The organism is Actinocorallia lasiicapitis, assembly GCF_054778695.1.
Genome location: NZ_BAAGZI010000662.1, coordinates 1 through 1,782 on the forward strand (window position 1 = coordinate 1; position 1,782 = coordinate 1,782).

The 1,782-nt window shown below is 74.2% G+C and carries 3 protein-coding genes; 1 reads left to right on the forward strand and 2 read right to left on the reverse strand.

Annotated features, from left to right (window positions below; all coding sequences use genetic code 11):
• Positions 1-484, reverse strand: a 484-nt coding sequence (locus ACYVE7_RS33500; protein WP_460370521.1) for a helix-hairpin-helix domain-containing protein, incomplete at its 3' end; no start/stop codon positions are given.
• 187 nt (positions 485-671) lie between these two features.
• On the opposite strand from ACYVE7_RS33500, the gene ACYVE7_RS33505 reads away from it, so the two are divergent.
• The gene (locus tag ACYVE7_RS33505; protein WP_460370523.1) at positions 672-1,457 is read left to right on the forward strand and encodes a hypothetical protein; all 786 of its coding nucleotides are present in this window, start codon (positions 672-674) and stop codon (positions 1,455-1,457) included.
• Here ACYVE7_RS33505 and ACYVE7_RS33510 read toward each other — a convergent pair.
• Positions 1,454-1,782: hypothetical protein (locus tag ACYVE7_RS33510; protein WP_460370525.1), on the reverse strand; the 329-nt coding region annotated here is incomplete at its 5' end. The genes ACYVE7_RS33505 and ACYVE7_RS33510 overlap by 4 nt on opposite strands.

A 1,782-nucleotide genomic window follows, 5' to 3' on the forward strand; every position in this document is an offset into this window, starting at 1 on the left:
GCGCCGCCGCGACGGCCTGGGGCAGGGCGGGACCGGCGTTGACCAGCCGGTACAGAGCCGTGACCAGGGCCGTCGACTGCGGGTTCTGGTCGTCGACGTCGATCCGGACCGTGACGGTCTCGGCGACGGCCGCGGCGATCTGCCGCGCGGCGGCGTGGAGCTGCGCGGCTGTCTGCGCGCCCACCCCCGGCACGAGCTGGAGCTCGTACGGCGACGCGTCGAGGATCGTCTGGACGGTCGTGTACCCGGCCTGCTCGACGGCCCCGAGCCGCAACCTGCCCTCGGTGACGTCCTTCAGCCGTCCGGCGGGGATGTGCTCGAGTTCGGCCCGCGCCTTCCCCGCGCGCAGCGGATCGAGGGCGCGGCCGACGTCGGCGCACGCCTCGGCGTGCTCGGCGAGGAAGCCGCGGGCGATGGCGCGGGTGCGCCGCGCCTCCTCGAGCAGAGTCCTGATCTCATCACGCGGGGGCCATCCGGAGGACATGCCCCAAACCCTAGACGGGCCAGAGGCGCGGCTCCCCGTCCACACCCTGGAGCTCCAGGCCTGTCGTTCGCCCGTTTCCTGGAGCACCCGGCCCGCGCCTCTGGGAATCTCAGCCAACCGCTTTCTCCCGGAAAGCACTATCCCGGAACTCCGGGTACCGGACGCCCGCCCGTTCTAGAGTCGCGACATGGCCGACATGCGACTGGCTACCCCGTCGGGGCGGACCTTGCAGTTCAGACGGCGGCTGGTGTTCGGCAGGGGCCCCGACGTGGACGTCACGGTGCGGGTGGGCCGCGGGCTGTCGCGGCGGGCCGGGCTGATCGCGCCGCTGCCCGGCGGCGTCTGGATCGCCAACCTCAGCCTCACCCACGCGCTCTACGCCGAGACGGGCGGCGAACGGATCCGGCTGCCGCGGCTGGACCGGCCCGGCGAGCCGGGCGGCGGCTGGTTCCTGCGCGACGGGACGGCACTGGTCGGCTCCCGGTCGATGCTGGAGGACGGGCTGGCGCTCCGGCTGGAGGTCGCGGCGGGCGACGAGCCGGAACCGCCGCCCGCCCTCGACGGCGAGGCGACCCTGCTCCCGCTGGTCCTCGACCGGAACACCAAGCTGTTCCTGGTCGCGCTGCTCTGGTGCCGCCCCTGGATGACCGACCCGTCGCGGACCACGGCACTGCCCCGCACCCCGGAGATCGCGCGCGCCGCCCTCGAGACCACGGGCGCACGGCACGAACTGGACCGGTTCGACGGCGACCCGCGCTTCCGGGAACGGCTCGCCGACCGCGTCGGGGAGCACCTGCGGGCCCTGCGCCGCAAACTGGTCGACCGGGGACTGGTCAGGCACGGGATGCGGCTGTCGGACGAGGTCGTCGTCGGGGTGCTGCTGGACAACGCGGCGATCGTCCCCGCGGACCTGGCGCTGCTGACCGATCCGCGCTGGCTGTCCCACCAGGAGAACCTGTGGTGGGACGGCTAGGGATGCACCGCGAAGTGGACGGTGCGGGTGGCTGAGGCGCCGGTGACCGTGGCGGTGTGCCGGCCGACGGGCAGTTGGGCGGGCCAGAACTCGTCCGCCTGGTTGACCGCGTAGTTGAAGGTGCCACGGTCGTCGACGGGCGGGCGGTGCGGCGAGGTCGTGCCGCCGATCGTCACGGTGAGGCGTTCGCCGGGGGTCCAGCCGGTGCCGTGCAGGACGAAGACGGTGCGGGCGTCGCCCATCGGCTGGTTGACGGTGAGGGTCGTGACGCCGTCCGGCCGCGCGTTCGCGCCGGAGACCGGTTCGGGCGGCAGGCCCGCCGGCG